At 36.5% G+C, this 19,328-nt stretch carries 19 protein-coding genes and 1 tRNA gene; 2 read left to right on the plus strand and 18 right to left on the minus strand.

The window, feature by feature from the left end; all coding sequences use genetic code 11:
* The first annotated feature begins 48 nt into the window (after window positions 1-48).
* Entirely contained in the window at window positions 49-1,005 is a 957-nt protein-coding gene (locus ESZ47_RS05600; protein WP_148605513.1) for a nucleoside hydrolase, read from the plus strand.
* A gap of 70 nt (window positions 1,006-1,075) precedes the next feature.
* Here ESZ47_RS05600 and ESZ47_RS05605 read toward each other — a convergent pair whose 3' ends face one another.
* From ESZ47_RS05605 to ESZ47_RS05640, 8 genes are all read right to left on the minus strand, one after another.
* Window positions 1,076-2,317, minus strand: a complete 1,242-nt coding sequence (locus ESZ47_RS05605; protein WP_148605514.1) for a glutamate-5-semialdehyde dehydrogenase — start codon at window positions 2,315-2,317, stop codon at window positions 1,076-1,078.
* A gap of 4 nt (window positions 2,318-2,321) precedes the next feature.
* Window positions 2,322-3,110: a glutamate 5-kinase gene (gene proB / locus ESZ47_RS05610; RefSeq protein ID WP_148605517.1), complete on the minus strand. Its 789-nt coding sequence runs from the start codon at window positions 3,108-3,110 to the stop codon at window positions 2,322-2,324.
* 69 nt (window positions 3,111-3,179) lie between these two features.
* A complete protein-coding gene (locus ESZ47_RS05615; protein WP_148605519.1) occupies window positions 3,180-3,827 on the minus strand; it encodes a deoxynucleoside kinase in 648 nt (215 codons plus the stop codon).
* Between the two features lie 98 nt (window positions 3,828-3,925).
* Window positions 3,926-4,696 carry a M15 family metallopeptidase gene (locus ESZ47_RS05620; RefSeq protein WP_148605521.1) on the minus strand — a complete coding sequence of 257 codons (771 nt, stop codon included), beginning with the start codon at window positions 4,694-4,696 and terminating at the stop codon, window positions 3,926-3,928.
* 57 nt (window positions 4,697-4,753) lie between these two features.
* Window positions 4,754-4,826: transfer RNA gene (locus ESZ47_RS05625), tRNA-Lys, on the minus strand.
* A gap of 418 nt (window positions 4,827-5,244) precedes the next feature.
* The gene (locus tag ESZ47_RS05630) at window positions 5,245-6,111 is read right to left on the minus strand and encodes an ROK family protein (RefSeq protein ID WP_148605523.1); all 867 of its coding nucleotides are present in this window, start codon (window positions 6,109-6,111) and stop codon (window positions 5,245-5,247) included.
* A 100-nt stretch (window positions 6,112-6,211) separates the two neighbouring features.
* Window positions 6,212-7,477: a glycoside hydrolase family 32 protein gene (locus tag ESZ47_RS05635; protein WP_148605524.1), complete on the minus strand. Its 1,266-nt coding sequence runs from the start codon at window positions 7,475-7,477 to the stop codon at window positions 6,212-6,214.
* A 46-nt stretch (window positions 7,478-7,523) separates the two neighbouring features.
* Entirely contained in the window at window positions 7,524-9,488 is a 1,965-nt protein-coding gene (locus tag ESZ47_RS05640; RefSeq protein WP_148605526.1) for a sucrose-specific PTS transporter subunit IIBC, read from the minus strand.
* Between the two features lie 159 nt (window positions 9,489-9,647).
* On the opposite strand from ESZ47_RS05640, the gene ESZ47_RS05645 reads away from it, so the two are divergent.
* Window positions 9,648-10,613: a LacI family DNA-binding transcriptional regulator gene (locus tag ESZ47_RS05645; RefSeq protein WP_148605528.1), complete on the plus strand. Its 966-nt coding sequence runs from the start codon at window positions 9,648-9,650 to the stop codon at window positions 10,611-10,613.
* A 535-nt stretch (window positions 10,614-11,148) separates the two neighbouring features.
* On the opposite strand, the gene feoB is transcribed toward ESZ47_RS05645, so the two are convergent.
* From feoB to recR, 10 genes are all read right to left on the minus strand, one after another.
* Window positions 11,149-13,260, minus strand: coding sequence for a ferrous iron transport protein B (gene feoB, locus ESZ47_RS05655; RefSeq protein WP_148605531.1), 2,112 nt, complete (start codon window positions 13,258-13,260; stop codon window positions 11,149-11,151).
* 3 nt (window positions 13,261-13,263) lie between these two features.
* Window positions 13,264-13,737 carry a ferrous iron transport protein A gene (locus tag ESZ47_RS05660; protein WP_148605533.1) on the minus strand — a complete coding sequence of 158 codons (474 nt, stop codon included), beginning with the start codon at window positions 13,735-13,737 and terminating at the stop codon, window positions 13,264-13,266.
* A 178-nt stretch (window positions 13,738-13,915) separates the two neighbouring features.
* Window positions 13,916-14,908: a UDP-glucose 4-epimerase GalE gene (gene galE / locus ESZ47_RS05665; RefSeq protein ID WP_148605535.1), complete on the minus strand. Its 993-nt coding sequence runs from the start codon at window positions 14,906-14,908 to the stop codon at window positions 13,916-13,918.
* A gap of 27 nt (window positions 14,909-14,935) precedes the next feature.
* Window positions 14,936-15,667 (minus strand): acyl-[acyl-carrier-protein] thioesterase, encoded by a 732-nt coding sequence (locus ESZ47_RS05670; RefSeq protein WP_148605537.1) that lies wholly within the window; start codon window positions 15,665-15,667, stop codon window positions 14,936-14,938.
* 2 nt (window positions 15,668-15,669) lie between these two features.
* Window positions 15,670-16,539 carry a 16S rRNA (cytidine(1402)-2'-O)-methyltransferase gene (rsmI, locus tag ESZ47_RS05675; RefSeq protein WP_148605539.1) on the minus strand — a complete coding sequence of 290 codons (870 nt, stop codon included), beginning with the start codon at window positions 16,537-16,539 and terminating at the stop codon, window positions 15,670-15,672.
* Between the two features lies 1 nt (window position 16,540).
* The gene (locus ESZ47_RS05680) at window positions 16,541-17,437 is read right to left on the minus strand and encodes a DNA polymerase III subunit delta (RefSeq protein ID WP_148605541.1); all 897 of its coding nucleotides are present in this window, start codon (window positions 17,435-17,437) and stop codon (window positions 16,541-16,543) included.
* Entirely contained in the window at window positions 17,437-17,766 is a 330-nt protein-coding gene (locus ESZ47_RS05685) for a cyclic-di-AMP receptor (RefSeq protein ID WP_148605543.1), read from the minus strand. Before ESZ47_RS05685 ends, ESZ47_RS05680 begins: the two co-directional genes overlap by 1 nt.
* A complete protein-coding gene (gene tmk, locus ESZ47_RS05690; protein WP_148605545.1) occupies window positions 17,763-18,404 on the minus strand; it encodes a dTMP kinase in 642 nt (213 codons plus the stop codon). Before tmk ends, ESZ47_RS05685 begins: the two co-directional genes overlap by 4 nt.
* A gap of 29 nt (window positions 18,405-18,433) precedes the next feature.
* Window positions 18,434-18,694 carry a YaaL family protein gene (locus ESZ47_RS05695; RefSeq protein WP_148605547.1) on the minus strand — a complete coding sequence of 87 codons (261 nt, stop codon included), beginning with the start codon at window positions 18,692-18,694 and terminating at the stop codon, window positions 18,434-18,436.
* Window positions 18,691-19,296, minus strand: a complete 606-nt coding sequence (gene recR, locus ESZ47_RS05700) for a recombination mediator RecR (RefSeq protein WP_148605548.1) — start codon at window positions 19,294-19,296, stop codon at window positions 18,691-18,693. Before recR ends, ESZ47_RS05695 begins: the two co-directional genes overlap by 4 nt.
* Window positions 19,297-19,328: the final 32 nt, after the last annotated feature.

A 19,328-nucleotide genomic window follows, 5' to 3' on the forward strand; every position in this document is an offset into this window, starting at 1 on the left:
ATATATTACAACTTGGAGGAAATGTGCGTCTGCACACAATTATAATTTATGGCTACTAAAAAAATGATTCTTGATTTAGATACTGGCGTGGATGATGCTCTCGCGCTCGCCTATGCTGTAGCTGATCCAAATGTCGATTTGATTGGTATTATCTCTAGTTATGGTAACACACTTGTTGAAACAGCAGCACAAAATTCGCTGAACTTATTACATTTACTTGGTGCTGATGATGTTCCAGTATTTATTGGTGCTCGTCATTCAAGTACAACCAATCAATTTGAAGTCATGCCTATCTCACAAATGATTCATGGTAAAAATGGCGTTGGTGACGTGATCTTAGAACAATCACCGCGAGCAGTTGAGAAACAATCAGCTGTTGATTTTCTGATTGAGGCAGCCCATCAGTATCAAGAAAACCTTATTTTCATTCCAACCGGACCTTTGACAAACTTAGCTGCAGCAATCAAAAAAGATAGCAAAGTAGCAACGCTCATCGGCAATACTACTCTAATGGGTGGAGCACTAACTGTTCCAGGTAATGTGACACCATTTACCGAGGCAAATATTCATCAAGACCCCGAAGCTGCTGATTTTGCGTTCACACATCAAAAAAATCTCACAATGGTTGGTCTTGACGTAACTTTACGTACGTTATTAACTAAAAAAGAAACCGCTGATTGGCGTTTATTAAACACCAAAGCTGGTAAAGTTTTTGCTGATTTGATGGATTTCTATATTGATGCTTATGATCACCTGAATATCAATAAAAACGGTGCTGCACTGCATGATCCACTTGCTGTTGCTGTTGGAATTGACCCAAGCTATGTCACAACACTACCATTAGCTATGCATGTTACCTACAACCAAGAAAATGGTGATTACGGTCGCACAATCGGTGATAAAGAACGCCTTTTGGAGCCAACAACAAGCAAAGTTGCTGTTTTAGTTGATGCCAAACGCTTTGTCAATGATTTTCAAAATTTGATGTTATCTGTACTTAAATAATCCAATAAAAAAATGATTCACAATACTTCTTTGTAAAGTGAATCGTTTTTTTGTACACTAAACACTTCATCTATGCTCTAATTTGTCCATCACCAAACACTTCATATTTAATAGTCGTCAACGCATTTAGCCCCATTGGACCACGAGCATGTAACTTTTGTGTAGAAATACCGATTTCAGCACCAAAGCCAAATTCAAATCCATCTGTAAAACGTGTTGAAACATTTTGATACACGACAGCTGCATCAATTTTATTCATAAAATCTTTAACATTATCAGTATCCTCACTGATAATTGTTTCTGAATGATGAGTTGTGTGTTCGTTAATCCATTCAATAGCTTCATTTGTATCTTTAACAATTTTTACAGCTATAATCAAATCGTTGTATTCTGTATACCAATCCTCTACAGTAGCTGCAGATATGCGTTTGTCTATATTAATTGCTTGTTGATCACCACGCACAGCAACACCTGATGTAAGTAAATCACCAACAACTCGAGGCAAAAATTCTTCTGCAATTGCCTCATGAATTAATAATTTTTCAGCAGCATTACATACAGCTGGCTTCTGTGTTTTCGCATTATTGATCACACGAATAGCTTCGTCTTGCTTAGCACTCGCATCAACATAAATATGTGTGTTTCCAGCACCAGTTTCAATCACAGGTACTGTTGCATTTTTAACAACAAAATCAATGAACTGACCAGATCCTCTAGGGATAAGTACATCAATATATTGACGCATATTTAACAAAGTGTTGACTGATTCGTGGGTCGTATCTGTAATCAACTGTATAATGTCTGGGTTAAGCTCATGATTAGACAACACAGCACGCAAAGTGTCTGCTAACACAATGTTAGAATTAATAGCTTCTTTCCCACCTCTTAAAATAACAGCATTACCAGACTTGAAAGTTAAAGCAGCTGCATCAATTGTCACATTTGGCCTTGCTTCAAAGACCATCGCAACTACACCCAAAGGAACTGTTTTTTTAATAATCTCAAAGCCAGTAGAATGGCGCCAGTGATCATAAGGACCAGCTAGCGGGTCATCCAATGCAGCTACTGATGACAAAGAAATAGCAATGTCATGAATTACTTTTTGATTAAGCGTTAGTCTATTACGCATCGGTACAGAAAGTCCTGTGGCCACCGCTAAATCTTTTTTGTTAGCCGCAGCAATTGCTGCCCAGTTTTCTTCCAAAGCGGTTGCCATATCAACTAATATTTGACTACGGATATCGGCAGGCAAATTAGCCACTTCTGCAGCAGCTACCTTAGCACGTCGACCAATTTCTTCTACTGAATTCATTATTTTATACTCCTTGAAATAATGTACCAATTTTTTTCCCAGCAATAACTTCTAAAATGAGCGCTGGATTACTACCATTAATCAGTATCATCTTACTGCCAGCATTCATGACAAATTCACCAGCCGCAAGCTTAGTACTCATACCACCTGTTCCTAGTCCTGAAGTTGATCCAGTGGCACTTAAACGAATTTCGTCTGTAATCTCAGTCACGCTGTCTATAATTTGCGCTGAATCATCAATCGCTGGATTAGCCGTGTACAAGGCGTCAACATCACTTAAGATAATCAAACCATCTGCACTGATTTCTCTTGTGACGATCGCAGCTAGACGATCATTGTCACCAAATGAATGCTGATGATCTAATTCATCAACAGCAATCACATCGTTTTCGTTAACAATTGGAATGACATGCTGTGAAAACATCATTTCAACAGCATTTAACGTATTTTCTAACATCACTTTATTATCAAAAACGTCATATGTTAACAATACTTGACCCACGACCTGTTGATAGAAGGCAAAGCTTTGATTGTATAGTGACATTAAATAGCCTTGCCCGATAGCCGCCAAAGCTTGTTGTTCTGGTATGCCTTGCGGCCGCTGTGTTAGATTCATTTGATCCAGCGCAACACCAATAGCACCAGACGTGACAAGTAAAATTTCATGTCCAGATTTTTGGAGACTAGAAAGCGTCTGCGTTAAACGATTAACGACAGGATAATTAATTTGCCCATCTTGCTTAACAATTGTACTTGTGCCAACTTTAACAACAATTCTATGCCAACTATTCATTAATATATTCCTTAACTAATTTTAATCATTATATCAAAAAAATCCCTAATTTCAAAAATTTAGGGATTTTTAAAATAAGAATACGCCAGTTTGGGACAACTTAGCATCAATCATATCTAACACTTTTTCTCCTGATTCTTCGTTTTCCACAAAGTCAAAACGGTCACCATCAATTTGAATCTTTGGTGAGCGATTATAAGCAGCAAACCAGTCGTCATAGCGCTTGTTAAGTTGTTTATAGTAGTCATACAAATCTGGGTTGGCTTCCACTTGTTCAAACGAGCGACCTCTTTTTTTAATACGTGCCAACATTGTATCAAAACTTACGCGAACATGAATTAATAGGTCAGGATCTTTTGACGTGTCACTTCCTGGAATTTCAGCCATCATATTATTTACCAATGACTTATAAATATCAACTTCTGTTTGTGTCGCACGATTTAAATCAGCAGTTAATTGAAATAGTAAGGCATCTTCAAATATTGAACGATCTAGAATATTTTTTTCGCTAACCTGTGCTTTTTTTATTTGCTCTAACCTTTTATTCAAAAAATAAATTTGTAGCAAAAAACCGTATTTTTTAGGATCCTTATAAAATAGTGGCAGAATTGGATTATCATCAACACTTTCATAAAAAGCTTGTGAATCTAAATGTTTGGCCAACATCTTTGTTAAACTAGTTTTTCCGGCGCCGATGGTGCCTGACAGTACAATCATGCCAATTCTCCTTAGTTTCCGATAAAAATATTACTAATATAGTATATCAAAATTACATTGTTCCTGCTAACTAAATGTATAGAAGGTCAAATTTAGTATTATCTGTTATTTTTTTTCAAAATATTTATATAGGACTCTAGTGTCATATGATGTTGTGTGATATAAGCCGCATTGGCGATACCAACATAACGAAAGTGCCAAGATTCATAGTCAATTCCTGTTTCTTTTATCGACTGGTTGTCGCTTGGATAACGTAAAATAAACCCAAATTCAGGTGCATGCTTGATTAACCATTGTTGAGATTTAAATTGATCCATAGCTGATTCTAACGAGGGATGAGCAGCAAGCGCGTCAGCGCCTGCTAAATCAATAGCTTGACCTGTGTGATGCTCTGAAGCTCCTGGGACTTGAATCACCGATTCAGTCAATTCTTTTGCCTCTTGTGTGCTCATACCACTTGCTTCATATTGACTGATTGAATTATTGTAAACAGTCGTTTGGTAAGCAATTGATCGGTATCCTGATACCAAAATAGTTGCATACCCAGCTTTTTTAGCTGCTTCGCGAAAATATGCCAATGGTTGTTCAATTCGCTTATCTATTTGTTTTGAATCTACCGTGGCCTGGTCAAATCTAATTTCTGATTGATGAATATGATTTTTGTTCACTAATAACAAATTCCAATCTGACGATTTAACCCCTTGAGGTAATTGTTCACTTTGCTCCTTAGTTGTTTTCGCTAAAGAAGTGGCAGAAGATTGTACTTTTTTCGAATGAGGATGTTTCGAATAGAACGCAATACTACCAACAATTATAATTACTAAAAACGATAGACTAATCACATATTGTGTTTTTAAGCTTTTTTTCATGATAAATTCCCTAAAAATAATAAAAACCAGTAAACTAAGTTTACTGGTTCTTTTGAGTGGTCAGCCAGGGGCTCGAACCCTGGACCCACGGATTAAGAGTCCGTTGCTCTACCAACTGAGCTAGCTGACCAAAATGTCGTGTTTCACAACATAAAATATATTATCATATTTTTAACCATCGTGCAACATTTTTATAGAAAATAACTCAAAGAAAAACACGAAACCCCGATGAACTAACACGTTCATCGGGGATATTTCTTGAGAGAGAATATTTGAGAGAAGAGAATAGTATATTCGGGAGAGAATATGAGTTATTTATAGTCGCGAGGGAGAGCGCGACTTGGCTCCCTTTTGCCTTGAGGTTTCGTGTTTCTGATGTGATAATCATCAGTCATACCGCTTATACTGTTCAATCCTCCAAATTTTAATTTATAGATGATAATTATTTTAATTCAACTTGGCTTGTTGTTTGAGATAACTTGCTTTGTTGATGTTTATAATATAACGTCTCAAAATTAAATTTACGTAAACTGAGGATAAATTGAAAATTAAAGTAATGTTTTTGCTAAATAGAAGCACCCTAGAATACCAGCATTATCACCATTTGCGACAGGTACAATATATTCATCCAAGTCTGGAACAGCTAGATAATCACTCATTTGTTCAGCAAAACTTTCACGAACTAACGGAAATAATATTTCACGGTGAGGAACACCACCACCAAATACAATCTTGTCAGGGCGTAAAATCATTGTGTAATCAAGTGCAGCTTGAGCAAGGTAGAAAGCTTCAATTTTCCAGGCAATATCATCATCAGGAATTTCCTTAGCACTACGTCCCCAACGTTCTTCAATAGCTGGACCTGCAGCTAATCCTTCTAGACAGTTATCACCATGGAATGGACAATGGCCTTCATACTTATCAAGTGGGTGCTTTTGCAAGAAAATGTGCCCTGCTTCAGGATGCCCATAGCCAGCTACTAACTTACCACCGGAAACAATTCCAGCGCCTACACCAGTACCAACAGTCAAATAAACCATGTTGTCAACATCTTTAGCTGCACCAGTCTCAAATTCAGCCCAACCTGCACCATTAACATCGGTTGTCCAGTAGTAAGGGATGTCGCGCCAAGCTTTCATAGCGCCGAGAAAATCATATCCGGACCAACCACGCTTTGGTGTATCTAAAACATGTCCATATGTTTTAGAACCCTTCACAATATCAATTGGACCAAAAGCTGCAATTCCAATTGCATCAATATCATCAAACTTATCAAAGAAAGCGATAACTTGCTCAACAGTTTTTTGACCATCAAGTGTTGGAAAAGATGTTCGCTCAACAATATTGTAATCATGATCTGCAACTGCGACCACAAACTTTGTACCACCTGCTTCAATTGCACCTAATAAACTCATGTTTCATTTGCTCCTTTTTTCACGAAATAACTCGTGTGTGTTAGACGTCAATCAGTTACTACAATTACATTGTAATCGTTTACACAAATATTTTCAATGATTAAAAATAACGTGCTGTCATAACTGATTGATTATGATTTGTATAGATCTCAACAATGTCTGTATCAACAATCAATAATGTATTGTCAATGTCACCTTCAATCTCTCTTGTCTCGATGTCACCAGATTCCCACTGACGTCGTGAAAGAACTAATTGATTGCCTGTTCTTGTCAGGATTACATCATTACCAATTGATATTTGCCAGTCTGCTTGCGAATCAATTGTGTATTGTCCAACACTAACTTCATTAAAGTCTTTCAAGGGTTTTGGATCTAGTATTTCGTTAATGGGTTTTTGTGTCAAAATATTTTCTTTAGTGACATGTAGTTCACGTGGCAGACTCAGCACGTGAACCCACTGATTATTAGCAATAGTTGGTGTCATGATTTCACGTTCTGGCGTCATCATACCAGCCCATCCCCACATGATCTTGCGACCATCTTTAGCATGCATTGTTTGTGGTGCATAAAACTCAAAGCCATTATCGACTTCTTTAAATTCCGTCTCGGGGATGAAATGCATTGTCTCTTCATCAAAAACACCAACAACATAACCCGTGTTATGAATATTTTCATAGCGATGGTTAACTGAATCAGCCGGTAATCCTTGTGGCGAAAACATGAGTACGTATTTACCATCAATTTCAATTAAATCAGGACATTCAATCATATAACCACGAAATTCAGTTAATTCGCCTTCAATGAGTGAGCCGTGTAACTGCCAATCATTAAAATCTACTGATTCATAAAGCAGGATATCACCAACATCATCAGTTGAACGTGCACCAACCATTAAGAAATAGTGTCCATTTTTGCCCTGCCAAACCTTCGGATCACGTACATCTTTCGTAAATCCTTCTGGATGAGGAAACAGTTCTCCTAACTTTGTAAAATGAATGCCATCCTCACTCACGGCCCACATTTGATGAGATTCAATACTTTGACCAGCATCATTACGAACATTTCCTGTATAGAAAACATATAACTTATCGTCTTTGACAAAAGCTGTACCAGAATATATACCAGCTGAATCCATGCCAGAAATAGAAGGTTTCAAAGCTGTTTCAACACGAGACCATGTCTTTAAATCATCGGAAACAAAATGTCCCCATTCCTTATACTTGTGGTTGCAATCATGTGGATTCCATTGAAAGAATACATGATATTGTTCTTTAAAATATATCAAGCCGTTAGGATCATTTAACAGTCCATGTGTTGGGTATAAATGGTATTTTTCATAATGTTTCTTGTCATTTTGGATAAGCATGAATTCGTTTTTTTGACGTATTCCGGAAGAATACGATTTCCCCTTCTTATATTTCTGCTGGTGTACCAGTAAGTGTAACGCTAGTTTTTGGTACTGCCGTTATAATAATATTACCTGATTGAACGTCACTATTGTATCCTGCATCAACAATAACATCCTCAAATGTGGCTGTATTCGTAATAATAATCATAGTTGTAACAGGATAACCTGCTTTTGTAATGGCGTTTATATCAAAAGTACCTAGTTTATCTCCTTTTTTAACTTTTTGCCCTTGTTTTACAAAGCTTTCAAAGCCTTTCCCCTCAAGATTAACCGTATCAAGACCAATATGAACTAATATTTCAAGACCATCCTCGGTTGTCAAACCATAAGCATGCTTTGTCTCATAAGCCACCGAAATTTCACCATCAGCTGGGGCATAAATCGTACCTTCTACAGGTTCAATAGCAACACCTTTACCCATCATTTCAGTTGAAAAAACATCATCTTGAACATCTGATAATTGAATTACTTGACCAGAAACAGGAGCATCCACTTCAAAACCACTTTTATGCTCAGAAACAGAAGGTGTTTCTGTAGATTTTGGTGATGAAACTGGCATGTGCTTACGCCCATATGCTAATGTAACAGTAAACGCTAATACAAAGGACAAGATAATGGCGATAAAGAATCCTACCCATTTATTTGCTGGAATAGCAATAAATCCAATAACTCCGGCAGGTCCAAGAGAAGATGACATTACTTTAAACAGTCCCATTACCAAACTTGAAATACCAGCTGATCCTAACGCAATGAAGAATGGGAACTTGTATTTAAGGTTAACTCCAAACATTGCTGGCTCAGTGATACCAAGCATGGCCGAAGCGCCTGATGATGAAGCTAATGCGCGTACCTTTTCATTCCCCTTGCTTAAGAAATAGATAGCAAATGTTGCAGCACCTTGTGCTACGTTTGAGGCAGCAGCAATTGGAAAAATGAAGTCACCACCTGTTTTAGAAATATCAGCTAATAATTGTGTTTCGATAGCCGGGAAACTTTGATGCAAACCAGTAATAACAATAGCCGAGTAAAAACTACCAAATATACCATAACCAACGAAACCAAACGTTGTAACTAACCATGTTAATCCATCTGTAATACCATTAGAAACGATACGTAACACTGGACCAACAACAATAAATGTAACAAAACCAGTTAGTATGATAGCTAACATCGGTGTAAAAGTAAAATCAATTGCCCCCTTCAAATGCTTGTGGAAAAACTTTTCTAAATTGGCTAAAATAAACGCAACACCAATAACTGGCAATACTTGACCTTGATATCCAGCCTGAGCAACTGACAATCCGAATAAGTCCCATGTAGGCATCTTACCTGTTGCAACTGCTTCAGCGACGTTATATCCATTAATTAAACTTGGCATCACTAACATCATACCGGCAGCGGCACCCAGAATTTCATTACCACCAAAACGTTTTGTTGCCGTGAATCCGATTAGAATTGGTAAGAAAGTAAATGGTGCAGAAGCCATTAAATTAACCATTTCTGCTAAACCATTAATTTGTGGGAACATTTGAACCAATGACTTAGCACCAAACATTCCTTGACCTGTTAATATGTTATTTAACGCCATCAACAGACCACCAGCAACCAAAGCTGGGATCAAAGGTACAAATATATCTGATAATACTTTAACCAAATCCATCAATGGATTTTTTTTGCCTGACTGTGCAGCAATTTTTTTCAAATCAGCTGTTGAAGCTTGCTTTACACCAGTAATTTTAACAAACTCATCGTATACACTATTAACATCTCCAGGGCCCACAATAATTTGATATTGTCCGTTCGCATTAAATGTCCCTTTGAGATCTGGGTCGTTGTCCAGAGCATCTTGATTGATTTTTTTGATATCCTTAATCACCAATCTTAGACGCGTAGCACAGTGTGCGGCAGCCACAATATTGTCTTTACCAATGGCGTCGGCAATACGACTTGCTACTTTTTTATGATCCATTTTACTGCTCCTATGATTATATTTTCTGTTTTTGGAACCGTTTCCATTTCCTTATGACTTCATTGTAAACGCTTTCAAAAATAAATGCAATACTCTTTTTAATTTAAATATTACAAGTTAATGACAACGCTTTCATTGCTTTCATGGTAATATGTGACTATGGAAAAAAAATTGACAATAACTGATATTGCTAATATAGCCCAGGTAGCTAAAAGTACTGTTTCTCGCTATTTAAATGGTGGTCCTGTTAGTACAAAAACACGTGAAAAAATCGATAAGGTCGTCATTGAAAATAACTACCAACCAAATACTTTTGCACAAAGTTTAAAACAGAAAGTCAACCACACTGTCGGTGTCATTGTGCCAAGATTAGATTCAACCGCGCAAGTAGAAATGTTACGTGGTTTAGATGCAGCTAATAAGAATGATACATTCTTAATTGTGAACACCTATCAATCAATTGAACGAGAGCTAGCTGCTATTGAAAAGCTTAGAACACAAAATGTAGGCGGTTTAATTGTATTAACTGCCAACTTAAATGATGAATTACGTGCTGCATTAGCTGATTTTGACGCTCCTGTAGTTATTCAGGGACAAGAGGAACCCTCTTTTCACCGTGTAGTGATGAATGACTTGGCATCTGGAACAATTGTCGGTGAGTTTGCTGCATCACTATCCCCTAAAAATGTACTACTCTTAAAAATTGATGAAACAAAAGATTGGGCAATCGGACATGATCGTTTCCTGAATATCCAAAAAAGATTATCGAGTACCCACATTACAGTTGTTAATTCAAACTTTAGCATTGCAGAAGCAAAAGTAGTTGCACAAAAGGCTATGCAATCTCAAACGTTTGATTTAATTATTGGTGCAACAGATCGTATCACGATTGGTGCCCTTCAAGCTGGACTAGCGATGCATCAGAATGCACAATACATTGGTTTTGGTAAATCTGATCTAAGTACTACCGTCACGCCAAATCTAACCAGTTTTGAATATGATTTTTATCAGACTGGGAAGCAAATATACAAGTTGTTCCGTATGGTTCGAGATAACAAGCCCCTTAATAAAATACGTATCGTCATAGACGGTCAACTAACAATACGTGATTCAACTAAAAAATAGTAATTTAATATTCACTTTATTTTCAATTTAAGTGTATTTAATTTTAGATGGTTATATTATAAGCATCAACAAAGCAAGTTATCTCAAACAACAAGCTACGTTGACTTAAAATATCATAAATACAATAATCTAAATTTTGGAGGATTGAAAGTATAAGCAGCATAACTGATGACCATCACATCAGGAACACGAAACCCCATGGTAAAAGGGAGCCAAGTCGCGTTCTCCCCGCGACTATAAATAAACTTATATTCTCTCCCGAATATACTATTCTCTTCTCTCAAATATTCTCTCTCATAATAAAAAATCCCCGGTGAACGTGTTAGTTCATCGGGGTTTCGTGTTTATATAGACTAATTATGTGTTTTTTTATTGCTTAGTATTTTTGATTTGTCAGCTAAAGGACAACCAATTTCCACGCAATCATGGCAACCACCACTAGCATTCTTCTTGAAAAACTTATTGTATATAACCAGTACAAACAGAACAAAAATAACACTTGCTATAATAAATGTTGACATATCAAATTGCCTTTCTAATATAATTCCAGCTGTGGATGACTTCGTTTCACAAAAATACCATAAAACATTAAGCAAATTGCTACCGTTGCCAAAACAACAAAATTGATTGAAATATTTCCTTGTATAATCTGACTCACTTGATAGATAATCAGCGCACACATATAAGCCACCACTGTTTGATAAATAACTGCTCGCCAAGTCCAAAGTGCATCCCCAAATTCTTTGTACATTGTGCCTATAGCTGCAAAACAAGGTGCACAAAGCATGTTAAAAATTAAAAAAGAATATCCAGCCATAGGTGAATAGGTATGGCGTAAAGCATCTATAAATGAAGATGTTGTTGTTGTGCCGAAAGTAATATTCAAGGTACTAACACAATTTTCTTTAGCAATTAACCCAGCTATAACAGCTACTGTAGCATGCCAATCACCAAACCCTAATGGCTCAAAAATAGGTGCAATAATTGTGCCAATATCTCGTAAAATACTTTCATTTTGGTCTACCATTTGTAAGTGAAAATTAAAGTTTGATAAAAACCAAATTGCCACACATGAAGCAAAAATAATAGTTCCTGCTTTTTTTATAAAAGCCTGCGCCTTAATCCAAACACTATGGCTGACATTCCCAATACTAGGTAAATGGTAGGCTGGCAATTCCATCACGAACGGTGTTGGTGGTTCTGAAAAAAGTTTTGTCTTTTTTAAAAAAATACCCGATCCAATGACAGTCAAAATACCGATGAAATAGGATGTTGGAGCAACCCAGGAATTTTCTGGAAAAAAAGTACCACTAATTAATGCAATGACTGTTAATTTAGCTGAACATGGCATAAAAGTAGTTAACATGATAGTCATACGACGATCACTTTTACTTTCAATGGTACGCGTAGACATAATTCCTGGGACACCACAACCAGTTGAAATTAACATTGGTATGAATGACTTACCAGATAAATTAAAGCGATGGAAAATGCGATCCATAACAAAGGCTATTCGTGCCATATAACCGCAATCTTCTAAAATACTTAAACATAGGAACAGCATTATAATTTGTGGTAGAAAACCTAACACAGAACCGATACCACTAATAATACCGTCAATAATTAAGCTTTTCAGCCAGATTGATACATGTAAATAAGATAAAATCGCATTTGTGTTATTTGGAATAAATTCACCAAATAATACATCATTAACCCAATCACTGCCTATTGTACCAATTGTTTGAATTGATAAGAAATATACCAACCACATCACAAAAACAAAAATAGGTAACGCAAGGATACGATTAGTTATCACTGTGTCAACACGATCACTCATACTCATTGAGAAATTACTTGTTTGAACGACACACATATTCATGATTCGTTCGATATATTCATAACGTGCATTCACAATAATACTATCACTATCATCGTTAAATAGTATTTCTGCTGTAGAGATAATATTATCGATTTCATCCTGTTGTGCTTCTGTTAGGTTTAAGTTATTCATTTCTTCATCACGTTCAAACAACTTGATAGCATACCAGCGAGAATGATTTTCTTTAACAAGACCTTTAACTTGTTCCTCAATCATTGATAACGCTGATTCTAAGCGTTTATCATAAACAGGATATGAATAGATTTGTTTTGTTTCATTGTTAGTAATAATCTGTTTTGTTAAATAATTGATATTCTGTTTTTTTAATGCACTAATGCTGATTACGGGAACATTTAGCAAATAAGACAATTTTTTTATATCTATTCGGTATTTTTTTTGTTTTGTCACTAAATCCAGCATATTTAATGCTAGTATAATAGGAACACCTGTTTCCATTAGTTGGAGACTGAAATAAAGATTTCTCTCAATATTTGTAGCATCAATTACATTGACAATTTGTTCCGGACTTTCATCAATTAAAAAATCACGTGTAATAATTTCTTCGGGGCTATATGCTGATAAAGAATAGGTTCCAGGTAAATCTTGAACAATCGTTTCCGTGTGCTGTTTCAAACGGCCTGACTTTTTTTCAACTGTGACCCCCGGCCAATTACCAATATGCTGATGAGATCCTGTTAATAGATTAAAAAGTGTTGTTTTACCACTATTGGGGTTCCCAGCCAAGGCCACTGTATATTGTTTACTCATAGGCTAAATCTCTGTCAATACGACTGCTTGTGCGTCACTTTTTCTTAAACTCAATTTATATCCTCTTACAATTAACTCAATCGGATCACCTAATGGTGCTACACGTTCAATTTTAACAACTGTATTTTTAGTAAGACCCATATCCATCAACCGTTTACGAAGTGCTTTACTTCCCAAAATTTTTACCACCACCCCCGGTTGATTAATAGCCATATCAGCTAATGTCTTATAGTTATCATTAGCTATTTCGTTAACTGGTACGACCTTTATTTGACTAGCAATTTCGTTGCTCATAGCTAAACGTTGTCCTTGAAAATAAATAATCAAACCTGCTGTGTGGTCAGATAATGATATAACCTCAATGCTTTTACCTGCTTTGATACCAATCTCTGCGAGACGCTTTGCTAAACGACGATTGCAGGTTAATTCCCTAATAATATATGTGCCTTTTCCAGTTAAATCAGATAATATTTCCATATTTATTCTCGTTTATTCTTTACTTTGTAATTTTTTACGTACTTACTAGTATATTCCACGCACTAAAATTAATCAATGATGAACTTTAAATTACAATAAACTCATTATAAAAGAGAACAACTAAAAAATTCTTACCAAAATCATAGTTTCTTTCGGTAAGAACATTTTTAAATTATAGTTATTTGTCATCATAACCAGTTGGATGGTTCTTATGCCAATTCCAGGCAGTTTTGATGATATCTTGCACATTATCATACTTAGGTGCCCAACCAAGTACATCACGTGCTTTATCTGAGTTAGCAATCAGAATATCTGGGTCGCCATCTCGACGTGGTCCAATCTTGTCTGGAATATCAACACTAGTAGCTTCTCTAGCCGCCTCAACCATCTCTTTCACAGAGAAGCCAGTGGCAGATCCCAAGTTAAATTGGTTCGAATCGTTTCCATCAGCTAGATATTTCAATGCTAAAATATGTGCGTCAGCTAAATCTAATACATGGACGTAGTCACGGACATTAAAGCCATCAGGAGTATTATAATCATCCCCAAACATCTCAATGTATTCACGCTGACCCAAACCAGCTTGCAAAATGATTGGTACCAAATGCGTTTCAGGTGAATGATCTTCACCTATTGTACCATCATCAGAGGCTCCAGCAACGTTGAAATAGCGCAAAGCAACCCACTTAACACCATCAGCTTGATCAGACCAACCCATGATTTTTTCCATCATCAACTTTGATTCACCGTAAGGATTAATTGGGCGTTGTGGATCAGTCTCTTTAATCGGAATGTTGACAGGATTACCATACGTTGCAGCTGTGGATGAGAACACTATTTGTTTGACATCGTGTGCCTTCATCACTTCTAACAAAGTAATCATACCACTTGTATTATTATCAAAGTACTTAAGTGGATTAGCAACAGATTCCGGCACAATTGAGAATGCTGCAAAATGAACAACCTGTTCAATATCTTCTTTGTCAAACACCTCTGATAACGCCGCCTTATCACGAATATCTACTTGATAAAACTTTGCTTTAGGATTTACAGCTGCGCGATGCCCTGTAAACAACGCATCAACGACAACAACGTCATGCTTGGCCTCAACCAAACGCTTAACCATATGTGAACCAATATAACCGGCTCCACCAAGAACTAAAATAGCCATAATTTTTTTCCTCTACACACCATTATATCAAATTTCTTGCCACTTGAATTCTGCTTCAGCACTTACGACATTATTCATCATAATTCTGTGTTTCGTTGTAAGTCCTTGTTGCACCACTTGAGACAAAATAGTGTGCCCTAAACGAATTTCATTTTCAAATTTTAAATTAATATAGGTAATCTCATGAGTCAACAAATATTCGGGAGGCATGACATCTTGCATCCACTCAAAATATTTAGAATTATTGACATGTTTGTTGGCATCGATATCTAAATATCTAACATGATAATCGCGTTCTATATACTGATCATCATCAACAAATTTATCCGGATTTGGGATACGTGAAATTTGCTTCACACGTTCCGCATCATACTTTTCAATAATATCGTTTGGCAATCGCGCCATACGACGGTGAACCATATCAATCATTGTCCAAATTGAATCTACACGAATAATTTCATGATCATCTTCATCTAAAAATACAAATGGTCTACGAACAAAAAAAGGATTGTATTGCGTTGCGACTGTCTGAATACGAATCATTTCACCAATTTTTGGACGACGCTTAATTTTCACTTCGTACTGTAAAATAACCCAGCCAAGACCTCGAGCTAAGTGAAAATCCTGCCCCACACCTAATTCATCGCTCTGACATTTCGAGGCCAAAACTGCCCAGTTCAAAATCATTGGGAGCGATAATTTTTGTGTTGTGTCTGCTTCATAATATTCAACACGTCTTTTGATTTCAAATTTTTTCATAATTAATCTAATTCATGATAGTCAGCATAAACTGTTTGTCTATCTAAACCTCGTTCCTTCGAAACTTGTTTAATAGCTGCATTCGGCTTCAGACCCTTTTCAATGAGAAGCGTAACTGCCTCTTGAACAGATAGGTTTGATTGATCATCTGATACCTGAACTATACCGTGAAAACCATCAATCATAACAACAAATTCACCGCGAATTTCATTAGACTGTGCCCAAAGAACGATTTCTCCAATTGTCCCTCGTATAAATTCTTCATATCGCTTAGTAAGTTCACGTGCCAGAACAACTTTTCTTTCATCGCCCATAACTTTTTGAATATTTGATAAAGTTTGTTTTAGTCGATGCGGTGACTCATAAAAGATTACAGTATCACGCATTGTGGATAACTGTTGTAATTCTGAAAGTTGTTCGCTACTCTTACGCTGTAAGAAACCATAAAAATAGAAAGGTTGTGGTACTAATCCACTTGCAATCAAAGCTGTTACACCAGCAGTTGCGCCGGGAATAGGTACAACCACAATATTTTCCGCTACTGCCGCGGCAACTAATTCTTTTCCTGGATCTGAAATAGAAGGCATGCCCGCATCACTTACTTGCGCAACATCTTTTCCATTTTTTAAATCATTAATTAAACTTGGAATTTTAGCTTGCCAATTATGTTCATGAAAACTAGTTTGTCTGGTCGCAATTTCAAAGTGATTCAATAATTGTTGTGTATGCCGTGTGTCTTCAGCAGCAATGATATCTACTTGATGTAAAGTATCAATGGCTCTCAGCGACATATCCTGTAAATTACCAATAGGTGTTGGTACTAAAAAAAGCGATCCTGTCTCTCTCTTTTCAAAACTTTTCTGTTGCTGCATGTCATTCCCCCAAAGCAATAATGACTTCAAGTGTCATTTTTTCTAACCGCGCTTGCAATGATAAATTTACTTTACGCAGTTGGTCATCAGCAAATATCGCATCACTTGCCTTTACGAGCTGATGAACATCATAATGTTGCATCAATGTTTTATATAAACCAACTAAATTAGGAAAAGCTAATTTTTCATCGTCTACTTTATTATAAATAATTGTATCTCGAGCTAATTTGTGTAGCCAGTTCAGAAATAATTGCTGTTGTTTTAAATTGGTAAGATGACCAATGATTTTTGTTTGAATAAACGCAAAGGACTCAATACGCCGTTGCATCATGAGTTCAAACCACTTAAATAAATCAAGCTGAGTTTGTTTTTGCCAATCGCTATCAATATCGTCCTTATTAATTTCTGCGGTTAGGAGATGAACAATTTGTGCACGTGATTGAATGGTTGGCAACACATCAGAGAGGTTTTCTGTCAGCATCATAATTAACTGTGGACCGGCAGGTTCTTCAATAAACTTAAGTAATGAATTGGCTGCACTAACGGTCATAGTTTCAACAGCATCTAAAACAAAAACTTTTCGTGCACTTTCGGTAGTTGTTGTAACAAATTCTGGCATTAAATCACGGATTTGAGAGACCTTTAGTGCATTTGAAGGTGCAATGGGTGAAACAATATGTACATCTGGGTGTTCGTTCTCAGCTATTCGTAAAGCATTGCGATCATCTGCACGAACTACTTGCCAAGCAATATAACGCGAAAAAGCCAGCTTTGCAGACTGACTTGGCCCAACTAATAAATATAAATGACTCAGCTTATCTCGTTTTAATAAGTCTTGGAAACGAGTCACTTCAGTAGGATAATTCTGTTGTGCAATTTTAACAAAATCAGGCAACATCAGAACTGTTCAAATGAATCAATACTTTGGGTAAACACAGTTGCACCACCAACTTCAATTTCAATTGGATAGGCACCTGCATGATCACCACTAACATCTAAACTTATAGGAGGAACCATAAATTGTTTACGCTTCTGTGAAACTTTTTTAATGATATCCATCACTTCTGATACACGTTCATCTTCAATAGCAATCATAAAAGTGGTGTTACCTGATCGTAAAAAACCACCAGAAGTCGCTAAACGGGTTGCACGAATGTTTGCTTTAACAAAAGCATTGCTGAGTTTAGTTGTATCTTTATCCTGAACAATAGCAGTAACTAATTTCATGATTTTTCCTCCAAAATATGATTGATAAGTGTCCGCGTATCATCAATAACTTTATCAAGTGGTTGTGTAGCATCTACTATTTTAATTCTATCAGAAAATTCACTTTGAAGTTTTAAATATGTCTTGCGAACCTTCTGATGAAAGGCTAAGCTTTCCTTATCTAACCGATCTATCTTCCCTTGACGATTTTCATTTACACGTGCTAAACCAAGCTCAACTGGCACATCGAGATAAATTGTTAAATCTGGCAAAAGTCCATCTATAGCAAATTGATTGACTTGCCATATATTGTCAACACCTAAATCACGTCCACCGCCTTGATAGGCCAAAGAACTATCCACATAGCGATCAGATATTACAAGTTTATTTTTGGCCAATGCTGGTAAAATGTTTTCTACAAGGTGTTGTCGACGAGCTGCTGCATATAAAAGTGCTTCAGTTCTTTTATCCATACCATTGTCTTCTTCTGGCTGTAATATTTCTCTAATTGCCTCAGAAATTGGATTACCACCAGGCTCACGTGTGCTGACTAAATCATTGCCAAACTGCATTTTTAGTTCTGCAATAAGCGTATTAAGAACACTAGTTTTCCCGGCCCCTTCTGGACCTTCAAATGATATAAATATTGGATTCAGCATATTTTTCCTTATAAAAAATTATTTAAAATTTAGATACGATCTGTTTTCAAAACATGAGTCTGCATGTGGCCTACAGTTTTGCGGCGACGAGCTTCACGATATAAATAATTAAATTTCGAGCGAGCTAACGCAGTTTGAGCCTGTATAAGACGTAAATTTACCTGACCATCTAGTAATGCAGCTTCAGAATTTTGCGCAGTATCCCAGTCAATTTTCGCTTTGTCAATCTGAAATACAAGTGCCCGATCATATTCTTCACGTAACCCTGTCTTTTTTTTGCCAAATATCATAATCTTGTCCGTCCTTGTACTGCTTTGATTAGTGTTAATTCATCTGCATAATCAATATCAGACCCAACTGCTAATCCATGTGCTAAGCGTGTTACTGTAATACCAGCAGGTTTCAACAAGCGTGCTAAATACATTGCTGTTGCTTCCCCTTCAGCATTAGCATTGGTACCAACAATAATCTCTTTGATTTCTTCATGTTCAGATAATCGTTTAATTAAACTCGGCAAATTAATATCTTCGGGTCCAGTACCTGCACTAGGAGAAATAACACCATTCAATACATGGTATAAACCATGATAATCACGAGTATTTTCCATGGCCATAACATCACGAGAATTTTCAACCACAAAAACTGTTGTTTGGTCACGAGATTCATCACGACAAATAACGCATGGATCTGTGTCATTTGAGGTAATATTACCACAAACAGAGCAGAAAGTTAAATCAGTTTTAGCTGAAACCAATGAGTTTGCAAAATTTTTCACGTCACTCTCAGCCATGCCTAACGTATAAAAAGCTAATCTTGTGGCTGTTTTTGAACCAATTCCGGGTAATTTCGTATAACTATCTATTAATTTAGCGATAGGTTCAGGATATTGCATAGTTTTAGATTGTCTCGCGCTTCAGCGCTGAA

The sequence above is a fragment of the Leuconostoc litchii genome, assembly GCF_008107645.1.
GTDB classification, from domain to species: Bacteria; Bacillota; Bacilli; order Lactobacillales; family Lactobacillaceae; genus Leuconostoc; species Leuconostoc litchii.

Coding starts and splice junctions, on each gene's coding strand:
- ESZ47_RS05605 (WP_148605514.1), bottom strand. CDS start 2,317: ATGAATTCAGTAGAAGAAATTGGTCGACGTGCTAAGGTAGCTGCTGCA.
- ESZ47_RS05645 (WP_148605528.1), top strand. CDS start 9,648: ATGGAAAAAAAATTGACAATAACTGATATTGCTAATATAGCCCAGGTA.
- ESZ47_RS05670 (WP_148605537.1), bottom strand. CDS start 15,667: ATGAAAAAATTTGAAATCAAAAGACGTGTTGAATATTATGAAGCAGAC.
- ESZ47_RS05695 (WP_148605547.1), bottom strand. CDS start 18,694: ATGATATTTGGCAAAAAAAAGACAGGGTTACGTGAAGAATATGATCGG.
- feoB (WP_148605531.1), bottom strand. CDS start 13,260: ATGAGTAAACAATATACAGTGGCCTTGGCTGGGAACCCCAATAGTGGT.
- ESZ47_RS05630 (WP_148605523.1), bottom strand. CDS start 6,111: ATGAGTTTATTAGGTGCAATTGAAGCAGGTGGTACAAAGTTTGTGGTC.
- ESZ47_RS05600 (WP_148605513.1), top strand. CDS start 49: ATGGCTACTAAAAAAATGATTCTTGATTTAGATACTGGCGTGGATGAT.
- ESZ47_RS05685 (WP_148605543.1), bottom strand. CDS start 17,766: ATGAAATTAGTTACTGCTATTGTTCAGGATAAAGATACAACTAAACTC.
- recR (WP_148605548.1), bottom strand. CDS start 19,296: ATGCAATATCCTGAACCTATCGCTAAATTAATAGATAGTTATACGAAA.
- rsmI (WP_148605539.1), bottom strand. CDS start 16,539: ATGCAGCAACAGAAAAGTTTTGAAAAGAGAGAGACAGGATCGCTTTTT.
- ESZ47_RS05615 (WP_148605519.1), bottom strand. CDS start 3,827: ATGATTGTACTGTCAGGCACCATCGGCGCCGGAAAAACTAGTTTAACA.
- ESZ47_RS05680 (WP_148605541.1), bottom strand. CDS start 17,437: ATGTTGCCTGATTTTGTTAAAATTGCACAACAGAATTATCCTACTGAA.
- tmk (WP_148605545.1), bottom strand. CDS start 18,404: ATGCTGAATCCAATATTTATATCATTTGAAGGTCCAGAAGGGGCCGGG.
- proB (WP_148605517.1), bottom strand. CDS start 3,110: ATGAATAGTTGGCATAGAATTGTTGTTAAAGTTGGCACAAGTACAATT.
- ESZ47_RS05640 (WP_148605526.1), bottom strand. CDS start 9,488: ATGGATCATAAAAAAGTAGCAAGTCGTATTGCCGACGCCATTGGTAAA.
- galE (WP_148605535.1), bottom strand. CDS start 14,908: ATGGCTATTTTAGTTCTTGGTGGAGCCGGTTATATTGGTTCACATATG.
- ESZ47_RS05635 (WP_148605524.1), bottom strand. CDS start 7,477: ATGCTTATCCAAAATGACAAGAAACATTATGAAAAATACCATTTATAC.
- ESZ47_RS05660 (WP_148605533.1), bottom strand. CDS start 13,737: ATGGAAATATTATCTGATTTAACTGGAAAAGGCACATATATTATTAGG.
- ESZ47_RS05620 (WP_148605521.1), bottom strand. CDS start 4,696: ATGAAAAAAAGCTTAAAAACACAATATGTGATTAGTCTATCGTTTTTA.